Consider the following 17,002-nt stretch of genomic DNA (forward strand, 5'->3'; position numbering starts at 1 on the left):
ATTAATTTCAATACAGTATTAATAGATTTTTTAGATTCCTTTTTGATTAGAAAAAGTTAAAACTAAAAACTAATATTTATTAATTTTTAAGGAGTACTTACCATAAATTAAGCCATACTATTTTTTAGTTTGACAGTTTTACTAGCAACATAAATTTTGGTTTTTCAATAAAGTTTTTTTCGTAGTAATTAAATGGTTTGAAAATAGTTGTTTAAAAAATAAAACTGGAAGAATGAGGAGTGTTAAAATTATAGTTTTGATTATCAAAGCTTTTTTCATTTCTAATTATATTTTTATTATATTTAACACTTATCTGAATAAAATGAGTATGAATAAAGTTAAACCTACGTATGATGATTTACTCAAGAAAACAAAAGATCAAGAATTAGAAATAAATAGATTATTAGAAAAACAATCATCATTATCTAGTTTCAAATTCTTCATAGAAGAGTCAAATGATTTAGTATGTATAGTTGGAACAGATGCTTTTTTCAAAGAGATTAACCCCGCTTTTTTGGAAATTTTAGGATATTCAAAAGAAGAATTATTAAACAATTCTTTAGTCCGTCTTTTACACCCTGAAGATCTTGAAAGATCTTTACAAGAGATTGGTAGTCTCTCTCTGGGAAACCCTACAATGAATTTTGAGAATAGATTTCAAAAAAAGAATGGCGAATATGTTACTATTCAGTGGACTGCAAACGCTATTTCTGAAGAAAATATTTATGCAATAGGTAGAGATGTTTCAGAAATAAAAAAAAATCAAGAACATTTAATTACAAATGAGAAATTATTAAACGAAGCCCAAAAAATTGCTAAAATAGGAAGTTGGGAATTTAATTTAATAAATAAAAAAATGATTTGGTCTAAGGAATTGTATTCGATTTATGAAATCGATATGAAACAGGACCAGAATTTGTTTCAGGAGTTTTTAAATCTTTTTTCAAAAGAGGACGTAGCATTTTTTCTAAATATGATTGATCAATCGATACTAGATAAAAAACAATTTGAAGTGCAACAAAGCGTCATTTTATCAAATGATAACAGAAAATGGATACATGCAATTGTAATTCCATTGATGGACAATGATGGAAATGTTTTTGCACTAAGAGGAAATACACAAGATATCACTCTGAAAAAACAAATTGAGGAATCAATAAAAGAGCAAGAAGCCGCAGTATTAGATTATAAATTGAAATTAATTGAACAAGAAAGCAACGCTAAGTTTAAGAATTATATAGAAAACGCACCAGACGGAGTTTTTGTCTTGGATGAAAAAGGAAATTATATAGATGTAAACCATGCTGCAACTGTATTAACAGGGTATTCAAGAAAAGAGTTATTGACAATGAAGTTTGGTAATTTGTCATCTCAAGAATCTCAGGTAGAATTATATAGAGAATTTCAAGTTCTTTTAGATAAAGGGACTGCTAAAAAAGAGTTTAAAACTATTCAGAAGAAAGGGGAGATTAAATGGTGGTCTGTTGAGGCAGTAAGGCTTTCTGAAAATCGTTTTCTAGGTTTTGTTAAAGATATAACAGAGACCAAAAAAGTAATTGAAACTTTAAAGGATGAAAGAGACAAGTTTGCTAAAATTGCGGTGACTTCACCCGGTTTAATTTATTCAATGCGTCAAAATAAAGATGGCTCCTTATGTTATCCCTACGCCAGCAATGCTATCGAGAAAATTTATGGTTTTACTTATGATGAAATAAAAGAGGATGCTAATGTCATTTTTTCATTGATTCACCCTGATGACCTTGATTTTGTTATGCAAAGTATAATTGCCACTAAATCAAATTTAATTCCTCTCAAAGGGCAGTATCGATATTTTCACCCCAAAAAAGGCTTAGTGTGGCATGATATGAATTCCTTACCAGTAGTTGAACCGGAAGGAACAGTAATTTGTCACGGAATTATTACTGATATCACCGAAACAATTGTGGCTAGACAAAAACTCGTTAAAGCCAATCGACTTTATTCATTTATCAGCCAGATTAACCAGATGATAGTCCGCACGACTGATCAAGAAACCTTGTTTACAGAAGCGTGTAATATAGCTATAGACTTCGGTAAGTTTAGAATGGCATGGATAGGACTAATAGACGAGAGTACTCATAAACTATTTCCAGGAATGATTGCAGGTGAAAGCAATGACTATTTATCCATCATAAAAACCATTTCTGTTGAGGACATTCCTGAGGGAAGAGGTCCAATAGGTTTAGCATTGAGAAAAGGTAAATCTATTGTTTGTAATGATATTGAAAACGATGCAATGATGCAACCTTGGCGAAAAGAAGCTTTAGAGCGAGGTTATTTTTCATCCATGGCAGTTCCAATAAAAAAATTCGGAAAGGTAATTGGCGCTTTTTCTTTTTATTCGGATGAGAAAAACTTTTTTGATGATGAGGAAATTGCTTTATTAGAAGAAGCAACGGGCGATGTGGCTTTTGCATTAGAAATTTTTGAAAAAGAAGCTTTACGCAAAAAAGCTGAAGAAGACATATTTGAAAGTGAGCAAAGATATCATACACTGACCGAAGTTTCTCCCGTGGGAATTTTTCGCACGGATGTAACGGGTTATACCACTTATGTTAATTCTCGTTGGTGTCAAATTTCCGGACTGTCTTTTGAAGAAGCTTTAGGGAACGGTTGGCTTAAAGCAGTTCATGAAGAAGATAAAAAAACATTATTTGCAGGATGGGAAAATGCATCGAATAATAAAGAAATGTCATTTTCAGAATATCGTTTTGTTCGTCATGACGGATCAATAGCTTGGGTTATAGGTCAGGCCATTCCTGAAAAAAATGCTAGAAACGAAATTGTGGGTTATATCGGTACAATTACAGATATTACCGAACGTAAGATTGCAGAGGGCCTAATTTTAAAAGAAAAAAAACTTTCTGAAACTGTAATCGATAATTTACCGGGTATTTTTTACCTCTACAATAAATCTGGGAATTTTGTAAAATGGAACCGAAATTTTGAGACTATCACAGGTTACGATTATGATGAAATAGCTCAAATGAAACCTACAGATTTTTTTGATGGAGAAGAAAAGCTAAAAGTAGAAACTAGGATTAAAGACGTATTTAAAGCAAAATCACCTGGTATTGAAGTTGAATTTTTTACGAAAAACAAAAATAAAATACCCTATTATATTAATTCTTTAGTTATAGAGTACGAAGGTGAAAAATGTCTTTTGGGAATGGGAATTGATCTTACCGAAAGAAAAAAAGCCGAAGAAAAAATAAAAAGAGCCAATGAACGATTTGAAATGATTTCTGCTGCTACAAACGATGCTGTTTTTGAAGTGGATTTATTGACAGGAGAAAGTTGGAATAACAAAACATTTATTGATCTTTTGGGTTTTGGCAGCAGTGAACCCAATGGAATTAAGAACACTACTATATGGCGATCTAAAGTTCATCCTGAAGACAGAGAAAGAGTTATTAAAAAATTAGAAGATTCCTATGCCGGAACTACAAATTTATGGTCAGATGAATTTCGTTTTCAAAAAGCGGATGGTAGTTATGGTATATTTTACGATAGAGGATTTATATCTAGGGATGAATCTGGAAAAGCAATTCGTTTGATTGGAGCATTAACAGAAATTACCGAATTAAAGAATGTTAAGGAGGAACTGATCAATAGCGAAGAAAAATATAGAAGTCTTATAGAACAAGCCTCAGATGCTATCTTTATTAATGATATTTCAGGATATTTACTCGATGTAAATGAAAGTGCCTGTGTTATGCTAGGATATACTAAAGAGGAACTTTGTACAAAAAACGTAACAGATTTATATACTGAAGAGCAACTGGAAACCAAGCCTATAATGTATAAAGAATTGCTAAATGATGAGCAAACACTTATAGAGCGAAATATGCTGCATAGCGATGGGACACTGATCTCAGTTGAGATTACTGCAAAAATGATTTCTGATGGTCGTATTGTAGCGATAGTTAGGGATGTAAGCGAGCGTAAAAAGAGAGAAGAGGAGTTTAAAAAAATGCACAAAAAACTGGAGGCAATACACGAGGCTATTCCTGATTTACTGTTTGAAGTAGATATTAATGGTAGAATTTATAACTACCATTCCCGTCGTGATGATTTGTTAGCAATGCCTGCGAATTTATTTGTTGGTAAAATATTTTCCGAAGTATTGCCTCCTGAAGTAGCTGATTTGTGTTTATCCGCAATTAAGGAAGCCTCTGAAAAAGGGTTCTCAAACGGAAGACAATATTTCTTGCAACTGCCTACTGGTAAACATTGGTTTGAACTTTCAATAGCACCTATGCAGGAAAATACAGATCATGATATTCACTTCATTTGTCTTTCCCGTGATATTACAGATGCAAAAGAAGCTGATATTGCACTGCTGAAAAGTGAGGAACGATACCGTGGCTTATTAAACAATCTGGATGCAGGTATTGTAGTCCATGCTCCTGATACATCCATTATAGTCAATAATGTAAAAGCAGCTGAATTATTGGGACTAACTGATGATCAAATGAAAGGAATTACAGCCTTTGATCCTGCTTGGAGTTTTTTGAATGAAGATAATTCTGTGATGTCCATTGAAAGATATCCTGTAAATCAAATTGTTGCTACAAAACAAGCACTTAAAAATTTTACAATTGGTGTGAGTCGTCCCATCACCAATGATATTGTCTGGCTTTTAATCAATGGCTATCCGGATATTGATGCTAGTGGAGCGATTTATGAAATCGTAATTAGTTTTATTGACATTACGGAACAAAAGTTGATGGAAATGGAATTAATAAAAGCTAAAGAACAGGCTGAAGCGGCTAATAAGGCTAAAACTGATTTTCTGGCTAATATGAGTCATGAAATTAGAACTCCATTAAACGGAATTATTGGTTTTACTCATTTATTGATGAAATCAAATCTACAGGATAATCTTTTAGAATATATGTCTACTGTTAATGAATCAGCAAAAACGTTAATGCATATTGTAAATGATGTTTTGGATTTTTCTAAGATTGAATCCGGTAAACTGGAATTAGACATTGAAGAAGTCAATCTTTTTGAACTAACGAATCAGGTTATTGATTTATTTAAACATCAAGCCATTCAGAAAAAGATAAAATTATCTCTAAATATAAGTAACAATGTACCAAAATATATTTTGGCGGACTCTAATAGATTAAAACAAATAATAGTGAATTTATTGGGTAACGCCATAAAGTTCACCAATTTTGGGGAAATACGCCTGGACATTGATGAAATCGCTTCAACACATAAAAAATGGTCAACCATTAGGTTTTCTGTGAAAGATACCGGCATTGGAATAAAAGCTAACAACTATAAAAAAATATTTAATCCATTTGTACAAGAAGACAATTCAACCAATAGAAAATTTGGTGGTACAGGATTAGGTTTGTCTATTTCAAATCAGTTATTGGCTTTGATGGATAGTAAAATCCAATTAATCAGTAAATATGGAGATGGAAGTGATTTTTTCTTTGAAATTAAATTTGAAAAATCAAATCATATCAAAAACAAAGAACTATTACGTATTGAAACAATTAAAGAAAATTCGGATATTCCCATTAAAGCACTAAATTATAAAAAGGTTTTAATCGTTGAGGATAATAAAATTAATATGTTCCTAGCAAAAACACTGGTGAAACGAATTATATCAAATTGTATTATTTTTGAAGCCAAAGATGGAAATGAGGCCGTGGAGCAATATAAAAAAGAGCAGCCGGATGTTGTTTTAATGGATATTCAAATGCCAAATAAAAACGGATATGAAGCAACTAACGAAATCAGAAAACTAAAAGATTCTGAAAATATTCCCATAATTGCAATTACTGCCGGAATAATGGTTGGAGATAAGGAAAAATGCCTGGAAGCAGGAATGGATGATTACCTGCCTAAACCGATCATTCAATCTGATTTAGAAAAAATACTCTACAAATGGTTGCCTAAAAACTGATTTAGTTTAAAAAAAGTGTTTATCTATTGAAACACTTTTTTTTATTCAAATTTTAAATCAGGAAGAAGGTATTGTTCTGTTTTTCAGTACTTAGTGTTTTTGTTTTATTTTTATAATTGTTTAAAATCATTTTTTTTTATTAAATTTAACCTCTATTAGTTGTAATTAAGTTAATTATTTTAATTAAAAATAATTAATGGTCAGATTTTATTAAAAATAATGGATTTAATTTAGCTATTAAATTGTATCTTTTTTTTATAAATGTTGAACAATTGTTAAATAATAATGATTTTTTTATAAAAGGACGCATAGCTTTTAAACCTTTTTACTTTTGCAAAAGTGAGCAAACTCCTGAAAACATATTAAATTAGCCGTGAAAAATGGTTAAAGTAAAAAGAGCAATTTTCATGCAACATTCAAACTAAACTAATAATTAGGTATAGATAATTCTAATTTTGTAATGACAAAAAATAATCAAATCAGCCTTGAGGAAGGCAAAGTTCTAGATTTGAAATCAAATTTAAGCTTATCCGGAACCGATGCCAGTGATTTTCCAATCATTGGTATCGGAGCATCCGCTGGCGGGCTAGAGGCATTAGAATTATTTTTTAAAAACATGCCCAACAACAGTGGTATGGCATTCGTGGTTATTCAGCATCTTGATCCTACTCATGCTGGGATAATGCCAGAGCTGTTGCAGAGAATGACCGAAATGAAGGTTTTGCAGGCAACTGACACACTTAGGGTAAAACCAAATTCAGTATACGTAATTCCGCCCAACAAAAGTTTATCGATATTAAATGGTAGACTGCATTTATTTGATCCTATTGAATCCCGCGGCTTGCGATTACCGATTGACCTTTTTTTTAGGTCTTTGGCATTGGACCGAATGCAAAAAAGCATCGGGATTGTTCTTTCAGGCATGGGATCCGATGGTAGTTTGGGACTAAGATCCATTAAAGAAAAAAATGGAATTGTACTTGTTCAAGATCCTGCTTCTGCAAAATTTGATAGCATGCCTCGCAATGCAATAGAAGCAGTAATGCCTGATGTTGTTGCTCCAGTTGAAGAATTACCTGCTAAATTGATTGCTTTACTTAGATATTTTCCTGAACTAAAAAGTATCGAATCTGAAACAGTTGACGGAGCCAAAAGCAGTCTTGACAAGATAATAATCCTGTTGCGTGAACAATCTGGACACGATTTTTCGATGTATAAAAAAAATACTTTGATGCGCCGTATTGAGAGGAGAAAAGCAATACATCATATTGATAGAATACAAACGTATGTCCGTTTTTTGCAGGAAAATCCCAAAGAGGTGGAATTCCTTTTCAAAGAGTTATTAATTGGTGTAACCAGTTTTTTTCGGGATACTGCTGTTTGGGAAAAACTTAGAGAAGAAATTATTCCTAATTTATTAAACGAGGTACCCAACGGATATACCATTCGGGTATGGGTTCCTGCATGCTCTACAGGAGAAGAAGCCTATTCTCTGGCTATTGTTTTTGAAGAAGCAATACAAAAAATAGCAAAACCCAAAAAAATAAAATTACAAATTTTCGCCACCGATTTAGACACAATGTCTATCGAAAAAGCCAGAAAAGGAGTTTTTTTGCCCCACATTTTAAAAGACGTATCACCGGAACGCATTGACCAGTTTTTTACAAATGAAAACGGAAATTACCGGGTGAATACTTTCATTCGGGAAATGATTGTATTTGCGCCTCATGATGTGATAAAAGATCCCCCTTTTACAAAACTAGATGTATTGACATGTCGCAATATGCTGATATATATGGAACCGCAGTTACAAAATAAACTGATAATGTTATTTAATTACAGCCTTAATCCAGGAGGAATAATGATACTTGGAACAGCCGAGACAATTGGAAGCAGTATCAAAGGATTTGAAGTAATTGATTCCAAATTAAAATTTTTTAAACGTACTTCAAAATCTGCATCTCCGGAATTTACTAATTTTCCAAGCTCCTTTTCCCAAACAAAAAGATTAACTACTGATATTATGAAAGAAACTAAGGTTGTTGAAAATATACAAACCCTTACTGATCAAATTTTGTTGCAACGTTTTTCTCCTGCAAGTGTATTAGTCAATAACAAAGGAGATATAATTTACATCACTGGAAGAACCGGTAAATATCTTGAACCCGTTGCAGGTAAAGCAAACTGGAATGTTCATGCCATGGCTCGCGAAGGTTTAAGAAATGAATTGCCGGGAGCATTCCGTAAAGCAATGCAAACTTTTGATCCAATTAAAATTGATAATATAAAGATAGTTGAAAACGGGATTTCTTATTTTATAAATTTGACTGTACAGCAAATTGAAAATCCGGAAGCCTTGAAAGGGATGATTTTAGTGGTATTCAATGATGTGACTACTGCTCTGGAATCAGACGGTAGTACGGTAAAATCTAAAAAACAAAATATTAACGCGAAACAACAAGAACTAGAAGCAGAACTGATACGCAGTAATGAAGATTTGAATAGCATTAGGGAAGAGATGCAAACCTCACAGGAGGAGCTTAAATCTACTAATGAAGAGTTGCAATCCACCAATGAGGAACTGCAGTCCACTAATGAAGAGTTGACTACTTCCAAGGAAGAACTACAAAGCTTAAACGAAGAATTACAGACGGTTAATGCTGAGCTTCAAAGTAAATTGATTGATTTTGAACAGGCAAACAATGATATGAAAAACCTGCTCAACAGTACTGAAATAGCCACTCTTTTTTTAGACAAAGAATTAAACATACGCAGGTTTACAGATCCGGTAACTAAAATATTCAAATTAAGGAATACTGATACTGGAAGACCTTTTACTGACTTAGTTTGTGATTTGAAATACCCAGAAATGGTAAATAATGCTCTTGAGGTAATCAAAACGCTAATTTCTATTCAAAAAGAAGTAGAGACAAATGATGGTCGATATTATTATGTACGAATCATGCCTTATCGCACGCTGGATGACCGTATTGATGGACTCGTAATTACATTCACAGATATAACAGCAGCAAAACAAGCCGAAGAATCTCTCAAAATGGAAAATCAATACCGACGACTTTTTGAGTCTGCAAAAGATGGTATTCTGATCCTTAATGCTGAAACGGGGATGATAATGGATGTTAATCCGTTTTTAGTGGATATGTTAGGCTATTCACATGAAAAATTTATTGAAAAAACCATTTGGGAAATAGGTTTCTTAAAAGATCTTGTAGCAAATAAAGATAAATTTTTAGAATTACAGAAAAAAGAATTTGTCCGTTATGAAAATTTGCCGCTAGAAACTGCCAAAGGAAAAAAAATAAATGTTGAGTTTGTCAGTAATGTATATCTAGTTAATAATAAAAAGGTAATTCAGTGCATTATACGCGATATTTCTGACCGTGTCTTTGTTCAAGAAGCTTTGGCTAATGCCGAAACAAGATACAAACACCTTTTCGAATCGGTTAAAGACGGTATTTTATTTGTTGATGTCGAAACGGGAAAAATAAATGCCATTAATCCTTTTTTAGTAGATTTAGTAGGCTCTTCAAAAGAAAATTTTATCGGAAAAGAAATTTGGGAAGTTGATTTTTTTAAAAATATTATTAAAAACAAAGAAAAATTTATTGAATTAAGTAACATAAAATCGTTTCGTTCTAATTATCTGGAAGTTGAAACGGCAACTGCGAAAAAAATTGATATTGAACTTGTTAGTTCCATGTATTTTATTGGCAATCAAAAAAACCTCCAATTTTTTATACATGAAATAGCATTGCAAGAATAGAAGCATAATTAATAGAATGGGTTTGTAATTTCAACTTTATAAAAAAATGTAATATTTAAAAGGTAGCACTTATGAAAAATATTGAGAATAAAGCAGAAGCCCGAATAATTCTTAGACAGAAAGCGGAAGAATTATTACAAAAAAAACAATCAATAGCTGATTCCAAACTTTCAGAAGTTGAAACATTAAAACTCATTCATGAATTAGAAGTGCATCAGATAGAATTGGAGATGCAAAAAGAAGAGCTCATGCTGGCCAAAGAGCAAGCTGAAATTGCTACTCAAAAATATACTGAATTATATGATTTTGCTCCTGCAGGTTATTTTACGCTAACAAATTCAGGTAAAGTTGTAGAACTCAATCTTGCGGGATCTCAATTATTGCGAAAGCAACGATCAAATCTGGTGAACAGTCAATTTGGTTTCTTTATTTCCAATGATACCAAATCAATTTTTAATAACTTCTTAGACAACGTTTTTACTAAAGATGTCAAAGAATGCTGTGAAGTTAAATTGTTTTTAGAAGATGGTTTCCTGATGAATGCTTATCTCACCGGAATCTTATCCGAAAGGAAAGATCAGGCCCTGATTACCCTAGTAGACATAACAGAACTTAAAGTAACTGAATTAGCACTTAGACAAAGCGAGGAACAGTATCGAGAATTATTAAACAATCTTGATGTTGGAATTATCTTGCATGATAAAGATTCTAAAGTAATTTTCTCTAATCTCAAAGCATCAAAACTGATTGGTTTGAGTAAAGAAAAAATAATGGAAAAACAGGCTTACAATCCGGTTTGGAAATTTGTAAATGAGGATTATAAGCCTTTGCCTCTCGAGAGTTACCCAGTAAATCAGATCATAAATAATAAAAAAGGGCTTAAAAATTTTATAATTGGAATTAAAAAACCCGATATCACATCCATAAAATGGCTTTTGTTAAATGGTTTCCCTGTTTTAAACAATGATTTAGAAATTTCAGAAGTAGTAATTAGCTTTATCGAAATCACAAAGCTAAAAAAGTTAGAAATTGAACTGACAAAAGCCAAAGAACAAGCTGAATCAGCTAACAAAGCCAAATCAAGTTTTTTGACTAATATGAGCCATGAAATAAGAACTCCCCTGAATGGAATAATTGGCTTTACTGATTTGTTGATGAAAACAAATCTTGATGAAAATCAGACTGAATACATGAATACGGTCAATGAATCAGCAACAATACTGATTGAAATTATCAATAATATTTTAGATTTTTCAAAAATTGAATCGGGTAAATTAGAATTGAATATTGAAGAAATAAATATTTTTGAACTCTCACATCACGTCATTGAAATTTTTAAATATCATGCGGACTTAAATAATGTAAATTTAATTTTAAACATAGATCAGAATGTTCCTCATTATGTTTTTGCCGATTCCATACGATTGAAACAAATTTTAGTGAATTTAATTGGTAATGCTTTAAAATTTACTAGAGTAGGTAGTGTAACATTAGATATTAGTTGTGATTTCAAATCCGGAGATGAAAATACATGTTATTTTAACTTTTCAGTCAGTGATACAGGGATTGGGATAAAAGAGCAAAATCAAGAAAAAATATTCCATTCCTTTATACAAGAAGACAGCTCTATAACACGTAAATTTGGAGGTACAGGTTTAGGACTGGCGATTTCAAATCAACTTTTAGCGCTAATGGATAGCAAGTTGGAACTGAACAGTAAATATGGACATGGAAGTAAATTTTTCTTTACTATCGAATTAGAAAAATCAGATCATTACAACGTTCCAGATGAGGAAGAAAATTTTAGCGTTGCTGAAAATGACCTTATTTCTTCCAAAGATTTAGCAGATAAAAAAATATTAGTAGTCGAAGATAATAAAATTAATATGCTTTTAGTGAGAACATTACTGAAATCAATACTTCCTGGTAGTACAATATTCGAGGCATCCGATGGCAAAAAGGCAATTAAGATGTATAAAAAACAGAAGCTGGATCTTATTTTAATGGATATCCAAATGCCACATAAAAACGGTTATGAAACTACTGCCGAAATTAAGCATTTAAAAAAATACAATAAAATTCCAATAATTGCCTTGACTGCTGGAATAATGCTGGGTGAAAAAGAAAAATGCTTGGAATCCGGAATGGATGATTACGTTTCAAAACCAATTGTCAGATGTAAATTAGAAGAAGTGCTATATAAATGGTTAAAAAAAGAATCTCAAAACGAGAATAATTGAGTGGCGAAGTAATATTTTAAAACTATCAAATAAGTATATTAATTGATTTGCTTAATTAAATGTTATGTCTTTGGAGTAAATCTTCGGTGAGAAATAATAGTGAACTTCTATTTCTTTTTTTCACCAAGCCACCATTTAGGTTTGTATGCCTGTTTTTTTAAACCAAATTTTTTGATTGCATGCTTTTTGATGTGTTCAATTAAATCTTCTACCGAGTCTGTAACAAATAGTAGCTTCATATCTTCAGAGCTGATACTTTCATTATCTGACATCATTTGAATGTGGTGGCACAATTCTTTATGATAAACAGTATCAAAAATAACAATGGGAAAGTTGTTGATGATTTTATTTTGAATTAAAGTCAGTGCTTCAAATAATTCATCCAAAGTACCCATTCCTCCCGGCATTACTACAAAAGCATAGGAATATTTGATTAGAATTACTTTCCTTACAAAGAAATAGGGAATGTAAATCCATTTATGAAGGTAAGGATTTGGTTTCTGTTCTACTGAAAGAACGATATTTGTATCCACAGAATAACCGCCGGCTTCAAACGCACCTTTATTTGCGGCTTCCATAATTCCAGGTCCGCCACCCGTCATTACTGTAAATCCTAATTTTGCTATTTCGGCACCAATGCATTCTGCACTTTTGTAATGCGCAGTTTCCGGACCAAAACGTGCCGAACCAAAAACAGTAACACATGGTCCTATAAAATGCATTTTTTGAAACGCTCTGATGAAGTTGTAGAGTACTTTAAAAATGAAAAGTAAATTTTTTAATCGTGTCAAAGGTCCTCTTACAAATAAAGATTCAGATTTTGAAAGTCTGTATTGGCGTGGCTTTTCCATAATGATTACTAAGATAGGAAAAATAATAGTTTGCATTTATTTTTCCATCCCAATAAATGAATTAAAAACTGATTTAGTTTTAAAATTGCAAACAGAATACTGTTACAATTCTTGAAAAGACACAAGTACCATCAAACTAAGATAAAAATTTTCTGGATTATTGCTATTGTGGTTATTTATTGCTTTTTTCCAAAATAGTTTTAATGATTTCCTCCTTAGTCAATACACCGGATTGTCTCCACAACTGTTTTCCGTTTTGAAATAAAATCATTGTAGGAACGCCACGAACTTGATATTGACTTGAGATTTGCTGGTTTTTGTCCACATCAATTTTAATGATGGAAACGCGATCTCCCAAGCTGTCTTTTACTTCTTTCAAAATGGGGCCAAGCATTTTACAAGGTCCGCACCACGTGGCAAAAAAGTCAATTAAAACTGGTTTTTCGGATTGTATAATCGTATCAAAATTACTCATCGTTATTGTTTTTTAGTGTTAGGAATACTACAACCATTTGCGCCACAACCAAAATTAAAAATAACCTGAACGAAGAAAAATAGTCCAAAACCTATGAACATCCATTCTTTCAGAATATAGGCTTGTGCAAATAAAAATAAGGCAAACATTAGGCGAACCCAGCGCATAACATGCCAATTTGTGAATAACAATGTTTTCATTTTTTTCTAAAAGGAATTTAGTTTTTCATGATTATTTCATCATAAAAAATACATAGCTTATATTATAATTACATTGTTTTTTTTCAATTCAATGAATAACTCTGAATTCGCTCGAGGTGTAATTGAATTGTCACACAAATCCATTTTTACAAAGTCAAATGCGTCTGTAAAAAGCTTTTCATATTCTTCTTTGCTTCCGCCAAATGGAGGTCCGGATTCAAACGTTCTGTTGAACAGTAATCCTGCCAGAATTCCTTCTTCAGCCAAAAGTTGGTGCATTTTCCAAACGTATTTTTCACGTATTGTTGGCGGCAAAGCACAGAAAAAAGTCTGCTCAATAATCAAATCGTATTTTCCTTGATGTTCAAAGAAATCTCCCAAGACAATCTGAATGTTAGGATTATTTTTGAATTTTTCTTTTAAAACGGCAACTGGTGTAGGTGCAATATCGATAACTGTAACATTTGTAAATCCGTGCTCCAGAAGATATTCTGCTTCATAGCTGTTGCCACACCCGGGAATCAAAATACGGCTGTTTTTATCCGCAACCGTATCCACATAAACTTGTATGGGCGGCGACACTTTGCCTAAATCCCAACCAGTGGTTTTGGCTTTGTATTGCGCCTCCCAATAAGCAGCGTCCAGCGGTCTATCACAGGAAACGACACAACATTTTAAGTCGGACATGTTATATTTTTTTTCGGGTTGAAATTCCAAACGGCGCATACAATGGGCAAAAACTGATAAAGCTGGTCAGTATAAAAATAACTGCAAATGCTCCTAAAACAACTGCAAGTGTACCGCTGATTGTATTGGTAAAATACAATATTGCAATGAGTATTGCTATGGCGATGCGGATAATTTTGTCTGTTGAACCCATGTTTTTTTTCATTGTATACCTTTTATTTGGTTATTAATTATTTCAAAACTTTACTTTGGCAAACGAAATCCGTTTTTGGAATATCCGTTTTTGCAATAGCATTAAAACCGCCTTCAATTTCAGTGAAATTTCTAAAACCACGCGCTTCCAAAATCGAAGCCGCAATCATACTGCGGTATCCTCCGGCGCAATGCAGGTAAAAATGTTCCTTTGGATTAATATCTTTGATCCATTCATTAATAGCTGCTAATGGTTTGCTGTAAGATTCCTCAACATGCTCTGCGCAGTATTCACTTTCTTTACGAATATCAATTATTTTGCTTTCGCCAATTTTCACTTCCTTGGCAAATTGTTCGGCTGAAATTCTATTTACAGTATCAATCTCTTTTCCTGCTTTTGCCCAAGCATCAAAACCACCTGCCAAATGTCCGATTAAATTATCAAAACCTACACGGCTCAAGCGCGTAACGGTTTCTTCCTCTTGTCCAGGTTCGCAAATAATTAGAATTGGTTGTTGCACATCGGCAATTAAAGCGCCTACCCATGGAGCAAAATCACCATCAATTCCAATATTTACAGATTGCGGAATAAACCCTTTGGCAAATTCTCCGTTTTTACGAGTGTCCAATAGTAAGGCTCCGGTTTCTTCAGCGGCCACTTCAAATTCTGAAGGGGACAGCGCACGCATTCCCAAATCCAAGACATTCTCAAAACTGTCGTATCCTTTTTTGTTCATGGCTACATTCATACCAAAATAAGCGGGAGGCGGCAATAAACCTTCAGTCACTTCTTGTACAAATTCAGCTTCTGTCATATTCGCACGCAACGCATAATTAGTGGCTTTTTGGTCGCCAATGGTCGAAACGGTTTCCTTGCTCATGTTTTTTCCACAGGCACTTCCTGCACCGTGAGCGGGATAAACAATGACATCGTCTGCCAAAGTCATAATTTTTGTTCGCAACGAATGGAATAGGGTAGCGGCCAATTGTTCTTGCGTCATGTGTGCCGCTTTTTGAGCTAAATCTGGTCTTCCCACATCGCCAATAAACAATGTATCTCCGGAAAAAATAGCGTGGTCTTTTCCGTTTTCGTCAATCAATAAAAAAGTTGAACTTTCCATGGTGTGTCCCGGAGTGTGCAATACTTTTATTTTGATGTTTCCAATGGTAAATTCCTGACCATCTTTTGCAGAAATGCAATCAAACTCACAGGTCGCATTTGGACCATAAACAATAGGAGCGCCAGTTTGACGACTCAAATCTACATGGCCGGAAACAAAATCAGCGTGGAAATGGGTTTCGAAAATATATTTCAATTTTACGCCGTCTCTTTCCAATCGGTCCAGATACGGTTGGGTTTCGCGTAACGGGTCAATAATGGCAGCTTCACCATTTGAAGTAATGTAGTAAGCACCTTGTGCTAAACATCCGGTATATATTTGTTCTATTTGCATGATTGCGATTTTTAAAATTTATAATACAAATGTACTTCTGTTTTTTAGGATAAACAGTGACAATTGTTACATTACTGTAATTAGTATCGGAAAGATGAGCGTATCGATTGTATGATTCCGTTTCAAATATCAACCAAAAAAACAATACTAAAGATAATCAAAAATGTGGTTTAAACGACTATTTTCTAAAGTGAATTTTCGAAAAAAGTAAAATGGAAAATATCAAAAACACCTTTTTAACTACATAAAATGGAATGGATTTATCCCAAAAAAAGGTGTTTTTAAAATCGATTTTCGTAGTGAATGGAACGAATTTATTTTAAAAGTTCAATGTTGTTGCGGTGCAAAGCAACGATGCCGCGTTGTTCCATTTTTTTCAACAAACGGGAAATTACTTCTCTTGACGTATTCAATTCAGAGGCAATTTCCTGATGGGAAAGTTTCAATTCGTTACAACCACAAACATCGGCGTGGCGTTTCAAATAAAACTCTAAGCGTTCGTCCATGGCCCTGAAAGCGATACTATCAATAACTTCCAGCACTTCTTCAAAACGACTTCTGTACGTATCGATAACAAATTCATACCAACTGCGGTGTTGCATCATCCACTTGTCCATCAAAGGAAGAGGAACCATGATCAATTCAACATCCTCAACGACTTTAGCCATGATTTGGCTTTTTTCATTTTTGGTGGCGCAAATCATAGAAATGGCGCAGGCTTGCCCGGGTTGCAAATAATACATAAAAAATTCTCCGCCATTTTCATCTTCGCGATAGACCTTTATTTTGCCGCTGATTACGAGTACCGTATTTTTTATATACTGACCGGTTCTCATGATTATATCGCCCGCTTTGAAGGATTGTATAGCAGCATTTGCATCAACGTCTTTGACTAATTCAGTAGAAAAGGAAGGAAATATTTTTTTTATCGGATCAAGCATTTTAGTTTTTTCAATTTTTTTGTATTGTAAAAGTAGTCTAAAAAACTCAAAAAACAGGTCGTTTTTTAGACTAAAAAGGCATACAAGTGCTTGATTGAGCGTCTGTTATTTATATATTGCCTATGGGTTTAATAGACTGTTTTTCGCAAAAATATAAGCCAAATTTATAGTTTATTGATAGTTAATGTTTTGCGAAAACGTTTTCTTATGAAT

General features: G+C 33.1%; 10 protein-coding genes. 3 read left to right on the forward strand and 7 right to left on the reverse strand.

Annotated elements, in window-relative coordinates:
- The first annotated feature begins 328 nt into the window (after positions 1 to 328).
- The 3 genes from BMX64_RS05690 (at position 329) to BMX64_RS05700 (ending at position 11,989) form a co-directional block, all read left to right on the forward strand.
- Positions 329 to 5,965, forward strand: a complete 5,637-nt coding sequence (locus tag BMX64_RS05690; protein ID WP_167543025.1) for a PAS domain S-box protein — start codon at positions 329 to 331, stop codon at positions 5,963 to 5,965.
- 460 nt (positions 5,966 to 6,425) lie between these two features.
- Positions 6,426 to 9,749: a chemotaxis protein CheB gene (locus tag BMX64_RS05695; RefSeq protein ID WP_091168188.1), complete on the forward strand. Its 3,324-nt coding sequence runs from the start codon at positions 6,426 to 6,428 to the stop codon at positions 9,747 to 9,749.
- Between the two features lie 71 nt (positions 9,750 to 9,820).
- Positions 9,821 to 11,989: a PAS domain-containing hybrid sensor histidine kinase/response regulator gene (locus tag BMX64_RS05700; RefSeq protein ID WP_091168192.1), complete on the forward strand. Its 2,169-nt coding sequence runs from the start codon at positions 9,821 to 9,823 to the stop codon at positions 11,987 to 11,989.
- Positions 11,990 to 12,096: 107 nt separating this feature from the next.
- Here BMX64_RS05700 and BMX64_RS05705 read toward each other — a convergent pair whose 3' ends face one another.
- The 7 genes from BMX64_RS05705 to BMX64_RS05735 all read right to left on the reverse strand — a co-directional run bounded on the left by BMX64_RS05705 (position 12,097) and on the right by BMX64_RS05735 (position 16,789).
- Positions 12,097 to 12,876 (reverse strand): LOG family protein, encoded by a 780-nt coding sequence (locus BMX64_RS05705; RefSeq protein WP_317614708.1) that lies wholly within the window; start codon positions 12,874 to 12,876, stop codon positions 12,097 to 12,099.
- Positions 12,877 to 13,012: 136 nt separating this feature from the next.
- Complete coding sequence (trxA, locus tag BMX64_RS05710) at positions 13,013 to 13,315, reverse strand: thioredoxin (RefSeq protein ID WP_091168196.1); 303 nt, start codon at positions 13,313 to 13,315, stop codon at positions 13,013 to 13,015.
- A 2-nt stretch (positions 13,316 to 13,317) separates the two neighbouring features.
- Positions 13,318 to 13,515: a hypothetical protein gene (locus BMX64_RS05715; RefSeq protein WP_091168204.1), complete on the reverse strand. Its 198-nt coding sequence runs from the start codon at positions 13,513 to 13,515 to the stop codon at positions 13,318 to 13,320.
- 57 nt (positions 13,516 to 13,572) lie between these two features.
- On the reverse strand, positions 13,573 to 14,202 hold the full coding sequence (locus tag BMX64_RS05720) for a methyltransferase domain-containing protein (RefSeq protein WP_091168206.1): 630 nt from the start codon (positions 14,200 to 14,202) through the stop codon (positions 13,573 to 13,575).
- 1 nt (position 14,203) lies between these two features.
- A complete protein-coding gene (locus BMX64_RS05725; RefSeq protein WP_091168209.1) occupies positions 14,204 to 14,407 on the reverse strand; it encodes a YgaP family membrane protein in 204 nt (67 codons plus the stop codon).
- 25 nt (positions 14,408 to 14,432) lie between these two features.
- On the reverse strand, positions 14,433 to 15,848 hold the full coding sequence (locus tag BMX64_RS05730; RefSeq protein WP_091168212.1) for an MBL fold metallo-hydrolase: 1,416 nt from the start codon (positions 15,846 to 15,848) through the stop codon (positions 14,433 to 14,435).
- Between the two features lie 314 nt (positions 15,849 to 16,162).
- On the reverse strand, positions 16,163 to 16,789 hold the full coding sequence (locus BMX64_RS05735; protein WP_091168216.1) for a Crp/Fnr family transcriptional regulator: 627 nt from the start codon (positions 16,787 to 16,789) through the stop codon (positions 16,163 to 16,165).
- Positions 16,790 to 17,002 lie beyond the last annotated feature (213 nt).

The sequence above is a fragment of the Flavobacterium sinopsychrotolerans genome, assembly GCF_900110375.1.
Taxonomy (GTDB): domain Bacteria; phylum Bacteroidota; class Bacteroidia; order Flavobacteriales; family Flavobacteriaceae; genus Flavobacterium; species Flavobacterium sinopsychrotolerans.

What these genes read in the sequence shown, in the direction of transcription:
- BMX64_RS05690 (WP_167543025.1), top strand. Translation starts at nt 329, where the DNA reads ATGAATAAAGTTAAACCTACGTATGATGATTTACTCAAGAAAACAAAA.
- BMX64_RS05695 (WP_091168188.1), top strand. Translation starts at nt 6,426, where the DNA reads ATGACAAAAAATAATCAAATCAGCCTTGAGGAAGGCAAAGTTCTAGAT.
- BMX64_RS05700 (WP_091168192.1), top strand. Translation starts at nt 9,821, where the DNA reads ATGAAAAATATTGAGAATAAAGCAGAAGCCCGAATAATTCTTAGACAG.
- BMX64_RS05705 (WP_317614708.1), bottom strand. Translation starts at nt 12,876, where the DNA reads ATGCAAACTATTATTTTTCCTATCTTAGTAATCATTATGGAAAAGCCA.
- trxA (WP_091168196.1), bottom strand. Translation starts at nt 13,315, where the DNA reads ATGAGTAATTTTGATACGATTATACAATCCGAAAAACCAGTTTTAATT.
- BMX64_RS05715 (WP_091168204.1), bottom strand. Translation starts at nt 13,515, where the DNA reads ATGAAAACATTGTTATTCACAAATTGGCATGTTATGCGCTGGGTTCGC.
- BMX64_RS05720 (WP_091168206.1), bottom strand. Translation starts at nt 14,202, where the DNA reads ATGTCCGACTTAAAATGTTGTGTCGTTTCCTGTGATAGACCGCTGGAC.
- BMX64_RS05725 (WP_091168209.1), bottom strand. Translation starts at nt 14,407, where the DNA reads ATGAAAAAAAACATGGGTTCAACAGACAAAATTATCCGCATCGCCATA.
- BMX64_RS05730 (WP_091168212.1), bottom strand. Translation starts at nt 15,848, where the DNA reads ATGCAAATAGAACAAATATATACCGGATGTTTAGCACAAGGTGCTTAC.
- BMX64_RS05735 (WP_091168216.1), bottom strand. Translation starts at nt 16,789, where the DNA reads ATGCTTGATCCGATAAAAAAAATATTTCCTTCCTTTTCTACTGAATTA.